Origin of the sequence: Micromonospora marina (assembly GCF_900091565.1) — a bacterium.
Lineage (GTDB): Bacteria > Actinomycetota > Actinomycetes > Mycobacteriales > Micromonosporaceae > Micromonospora > Micromonospora marina.
Genome location: NZ_FMCV01000056.1, coordinates 1 through 6017, shown reverse-complemented (window position 1 = coordinate 6017; position 6017 = coordinate 1). Strand labels below are relative to the sequence as shown.

At 65.2% G+C, this 6017-nt stretch carries 2 protein-coding genes and 1 pseudogene; 2 read left to right on the top strand and 1 reads right to left on the bottom strand.

All coding sequences use genetic code 11. The features are described 5' to 3' along the window. The first annotated feature begins 751 nt into the window (after positions 1-751). Positions 752-4006 (top strand): RHS repeat-associated core domain-containing protein, encoded by a 3255-nt coding sequence (locus GA0070215_RS27685; RefSeq protein ID WP_244167185.1) that lies wholly within the window; start codon positions 752-754, stop codon positions 4004-4006. Between the two features lie 341 nt (positions 4007-4347). Here the strand turns inward: GA0070215_RS27685 and GA0070215_RS27680 are convergent. Further along, positions 4348-5001: pseudogene (locus tag GA0070215_RS27680) on the bottom strand (transposase); the annotation flags it as partial. A gap of 148 nt (positions 5002-5149) precedes the next feature. Between GA0070215_RS27680 and GA0070215_RS27675 the strand changes: the two are divergent. After that, a partial coding sequence (locus GA0070215_RS27675; RefSeq protein WP_244167184.1) for an ISAs1 family transposase occupies positions 5150-6017 on the top strand: 868 nt, incomplete at its 3' end.

Genomic DNA, 6017 nt, shown 5'->3' with positions numbered 1-6017 from the left:
CAGCCCTACGCCACAACAGCCGAAACCCCTACCGGCCACTCCAACTACTCGGAATCACCTGAAACGGTCAAACAACTACCTTGCCGGAGCCCTGGCCCAGGATGGCCACCGCCGGGCTTCGTGCATCCATCGCGACTCGAAGGCCACGGGCCGTGGATGCCCGGTGTGGAACGTGTGCACGAGCCACCCGATCGGCGTCGGTCGAACTGAGGTATCCGATCGCGGTCACATAGCGCCATCCGCACTGCACTTTTTAGAGCGATAAAAACCTTTGATCCTAGCTGTTTGTGATAGTTATTGACCTGAGACTTACTGACTGGATAGCTTGTTCGGGAACAACAGTTGATCGATGACAACTAGCAAGTTCAACGGGGGATGCGTGAGTCACGATGGCTGACTGAATTTCTGAACCCCGGCGCAGTGGCGTCTATCTAGGCGCGGTCGACTGCTGCCGGCCACGGCCCCGGGCTGGGCCGTTTCCGCCGCTCGCGGAGGCGAATGTCGTATCGACCGCGAGTTACGCTGCTGCGATGACCGGCGCGAATAATGCGCACCATTCGTTGCGTCCAGCGTCCGCGATAAATCGCCCGCCAGCTTTCTGCGTCCTAAAATTGTTCGCTGACCTTGTGCGCTGAGCGGGTCGGCTCTCTATCAACCATGCCGTTCACGGTTCGCCGATGAAGGGTGTGGTGAGCTATGTCCTTTTCCTGGCGGATCGGCCGTCGGGTGAGGTGTGGAAGAGGGAGTGTTGATGGGTCAACGTCGAGTGGCTGTGGGGGTGGCGTCCGCGCTGCTGGCCACGTCGGTGCTGGCGGTTCCGCCGGCTGTGTCATCCGCCGCGCCCGCGGCGCCGCAGAAGGAGGTGTCGGAGGCGCCGCAGGTGTCGCCGCGGTCGTCGTCGAAGGTGTGGTTGTTCGACTCGCCGCAGCGCGCGGTGACGCGGGCCGCTGCGGGGGCGGCGCCGTCGGTACCCAAGGGCACCGGGCCGGTGCGCAACGGCACCCTGGTGTCGTTCTCGCTGGCGGACCGGATGGAGGTGAAGGTCAACGTCGGGTCCGGGAACCTGATGGTGAACACCACCGACCTGACCCTGCCCGGGATCGCCGGGAACGTGACGCTGGGCGCGTCGTTCAACAGCCTCATGCTGGGCAGCGACCTGTCGATGGGCTCCCACGGGCCGGGTTGGCGCACACGGGCCGGGCAGGACGTGAAGCTGTATCCGGCCGATGACAGCTCGGTCACCTACGCCGCCGCCGACGGCGTGGTCGGCAAGTTCACCTGGACCGGTTCGGCCTACACGACGCCGGGTGAGTTCAAGGCCAAGCTGGTCAAGAACGGCACCGGGTGGAAGCTGACCGAAAACGACAGCGGCAAGGAGCTTTTCTTCACCTCCGACGGTCTCCTGGACAAGACCGAGGACCGCAACGACAACGTCACCGACTACACCTACAGCGGCGGGCAGCTCACCCAGGTCGTATCCGACCGGGGCAGCCAGTACGCCCGCAAGGCCACGGCCACGTTCGTCAACGGCCGGTTGAAGACCTACGAGCAGAGCGACGCCTACAACGTCATCCGGACGGTGTCCTACAAGTACGACGCCAACAACCGGCTGCAGGCGATCGACCTGCTGGGGGCGACGCGGCAGTGGGCGTTCGAGTACAGCACCGCCGGTGACCTGGTCAAGATCTGGTCGAAGGACGACCTTTACAGCGTCGTCACCTACGACGGGCAGCACCGGGTGACCTCGTTCACCCAGGTCACCGACACCACCACCGGTCAGGGTGCGACCACCCGGTTCGCGTACCCGACGTCGTCGCAGTCGATGATGGCCGACCCGCGCCAGGACCTGGCGCAGCCGGTCGCGTCGGTGCCGCACACCACCTACTACCTGAACAGCGACAAGCGGGTCACCAAGGCCACCGACCCGGCCGGTAACGAGCGGTCGAAGACCTACACGACGTTCCAGGACGTGGCCACCGACGTCAGCCCCGAGGGCAGCACGACCACCAACACCTACGGCGCCAACGCCGGCCAGTCGCTGACCAAGTCGGCGTCGCCGTCGGGCGCCAGCGCCTCGGCGGCGTACGCGAACGCGGCGACCTCGACGAACCCGACGGCGAACTTCCAGCCGTCCTCGTCGATCGACACCCAGAGCAACACCTCCACCTACACCTACAACGGCGCCGGCAACGCCACCTCCACCGCCGACGCCCTCGCCGCGAAGGCCGAGGTCGACTACAACACCGACGGCACCGTCAAGACCTCCACCGACCCGGCGAACACCGGCAACCCCACTACCTACACCTATGACAGCGACAAGCAGATCACGACGCTAACCCCGCCCACCGGTAACGGCCTGGCCGTCAAGACGTTCACCTACGACGTCCTCGGCCGCGTCCGCACCGTGGCGCAGGGTGGCTGCACCACCACCTACGACTGGACCAAGGACGACCGGCTGGAGAAGACTAGCTACTCCGGCTGCGGCGCCAACCTCACCCCCGTCACCTACGAATACGGGCGCGTCGGGAACCTGCAGAGCCGCACCGACTCCACCGGCACCACCACCTGGGAGTGGGACAACCTCAACCGGCTGCGCAAGCGCACCGACCCCGGCGGCGTGACGCTGCTCTACGACCACGACCTCGCCGGGAACCTCACCGGCATCACCGACGGCCGTGGAACCACCAAGCACATCTACAACACCCGCAACTGGCTCGTCGGCACCGAGACCGCCAGCGGCACCCGCTACAACTACTCCTACGACAAGGACGGCAACCGCCTCAACACCTGGTTCGCCGCCAACACCGACAACAGCGTCTACGCCCTGCGCGTCAAGACCACCTACGACAAGTCCGACCGGCCCACCCGCATCACGGCCACCCGCAACTCCGCCGCTCCTGCGACGGTGTTCGACGTGACCTACTGCTACGCCAAGTACACCTCCGGACAGCCGTGCTCCACGGCCAGCGGTGACGACACCGGGCTGCGGCAGTGGCAGAAGGACGAAACCTCCGGCGCGATCAGCCAGTTCACCTACGACAAGGCCAACCGGCTGACCAAGGCCACCAACTACAACGGCAAGACCTACGACTACACCTACGACAGCAACGGCAACCGCAAGACGGTCAAGGTCGACGGCACCACCACCCAGACCCTGACGTTCAACACCGCCAACCAGGTCACCACCACCAACAACACCTACGACAACCGCGGCAACCAGACCCGCGCCAGCGCCCCGTCGGTCAACCCGGTCACCTACAACGGCGCCAACCAGATGACCGGCGCGAACTCCAGCACCTACGCCTACGCCGGCACCGACCAGGTCGAACTCACCCGCGCCGGCACCACCACCCTGCAGTACGGCTACGAAGACCAGCACGGCATGCCCTGGCTCCAGTCCTGGACCGCCGCCGGCACCACCGTCTACGTCGAACGCGACGGCCTCGGCACCCCGCTCGGCCTGCGGATCAACGGCACCGACACCGCCTTCGTCCTCGACGGACTCGGCACTCCAGTGGCGATCGTCAAGGCGAATGGCACTCTCGCCGCCAGCTACAAATACGACCCCTACGGCAACGCCACCACCACCGACGAAACCAACCTCGGCGCTTCCAACATCGTCCGCTACACCGGCGGCATCTACGACCAGAGCACCGGCTTCACGAAGCTCGGCCAGCGCTGGTACAACCCCCAACAAGGTCGCTTCACCCAACAGGACAACCTCAGCTTCATCGGCAGCCCCAACAAGGGCAACCGCTACGCCTACGCTGGCGGCAACCCCGTTAACTACATCGATCCAACTGGCCAAAGTGGAATCGACCGGTATGCTGCAGGTGCCTCGATTGCAATCGGTATCGACATTGGGCTCTTGGCCCTGACCGCCGGTCCGGCGCTTCCCGCCCTCGCTCTAGCAGGAGTGGCCGCCGTGGCACTCGGAGGACTTGTCATCGCCTCAGCGTTGATGATCGACGGGATTAACTCTTGCTTCGAAGGTGACTGCTGGTAGAGTTCCCGAAGTCACCACACTCTGGAGTGGAATTGAAGCCAATTAGCATCCTTACCTCCGGCGTCGTATTGATGCTTGCTGGTAGCTGCTACGCTATATGGATCGGTCATGACGAGCAGGATGACCTTGTCTTTACACTCGGGCTGCTCGGTCTGGGCGTCACCCTGCTCTTCGCAATAGTCGGAAACCTCGTACTTGTAGCTGACAGGAGGCGCCGCCGACGCTAAGTCGGGTACGGAACAGGCCATGAGGTAGGTGCCGCCGGATTCCGCGACGCGGACTGGCGGCACCTCCGGCTTTAGAGGGCGTCTGATTCACGTATTTTGCGAGTGATGCCGCCTTCAGATGTCTCGCCAGGTTGGGGTGGTTTCGTCGGCGACGCGTTTGGTGAGGTTGTCGATCATCGCGATGCGGATCATGCTGGCCGAGTTGTCGGGTAGGGCTTCGTAGTCGCGGGCCAGACGCCGGTGCAGCATGATCCAGCCGAGGCTGCGTTCGACGTCCCATGGCCACTTGACCACCGAGAATCCCTTGACCTGCGGGTCCTTGGTGACGACCTCGACGTCGATGCCGAGGGTGGCGCCGTGCTCGATGACCTTGTTCTTGAAGCCTGCGTCGACCCAGGTCTTGGCCAGGGTCGGGTAGGTGGCTTTGGCCTGTTCCAGCAGGTCGATGCCGACTGTGTTGGCGCTGGCGGCGGTGACGACGACCGCGAGGAGCAGGCCGAGAGTGTCGGTGACGATGCCGCGTTTGCGTCCGACGATCTTCTTGCCGGCGTCGATGCCCTGCGTGGGCAGGGGCGCGTTGGTGGAGGTCTTCACACTCTGGGTGTCGATGACGCAGGCCGACGGCTGTGTGGCGCGTCCGGCCTTGGTGCGAGCCAGGCCGGTGAGCTGGTAGTTTAGCTGGGTGAAGATGTCGTCGTTGGTCCAGGCGGTGAAGTAGCCGTAGACGGTCTGCCAGGGCGGCAGGGCTCCGGCAAGGTAGCGATATGGCCGTTGTGGGCGTTTGGGTGTAGACGCTCCGGATCATGGTGGTATAGAGGCGGGCGCGGCCTTTCGATGATCATCCAGGTGTCGAGTCTGGGAAGATCAAAGAGGACCACGCCCGTTGGGATCATCATCGCTGATTGACGTTGTGACCGTGCACGCGGACCGCCTGGACGAGCCGGTGCCGGTCGGACGCCGGTCGAGCCTGGTCGGGGCATTGGCGGCAGTGCCGGACCGGCGAGACCCTCGCGGTGTCGTCCATGCGCTGCCCGGAGTCCTGGCCACACTCGTCGCGGCGGTACTGACCGGTGCCCGCTCCGTAACGGCGGTCGCGGAATGGGCCGACGACGCGCCGCAGCAGGTTCTCGCCGAACTGGGCGTGTTCCGGGATCCGTTCACCGGCCGGTTCCGGGCTCCGGACGAGTCCACGTTCCGGCGGATCCTGGCCGGGATCGACGCCGACGCCCTGGACGACACAGTCGGCCGGTGGATCCTCGCGTCCCGGCCGCCAGCGGGCGGTGGACGGCAGGTGTACAGCGTGGACGGCAAAACCTTGCGGGGCAGCGGCCCGGCCGGCAGTCAGGTGCATCTCCTGGCAGTGCTGGATCAGCACACAGGGGCGGCCCTCGGCCAAGTCGATGTGGCCGGCAAGACCAACGAGTTGACCCGCTTCCAGCCGCTGCTGACCCCGCTCGACCTGACCGCGGTGGTCGTCACCGCAGACGCTCTGCACACCCAGCGTGAGCACGCCCGCTGGCTGGTCGACGACAAGAAGGCCGGCTATCTGTTCACCGTGAAGAAGAACCAGCCGCGTCTGCACCACCAGCTCAAAACGCTGCCCTGGGCGAAAATCCCGACCCAGGACGAGACCAGCACCCGCGGGCACGGCCGCTACGACATCCGCCGCCTGCAAGCAGTCACCTGCACCCCAGCCCTCGCCCTGGATTTCCCGCACGCCGTGCAAGCGCTACGAATCCGCCGCCGACGGATGAACCTGGCCACCGGCCGCTGGTCCACCGTCA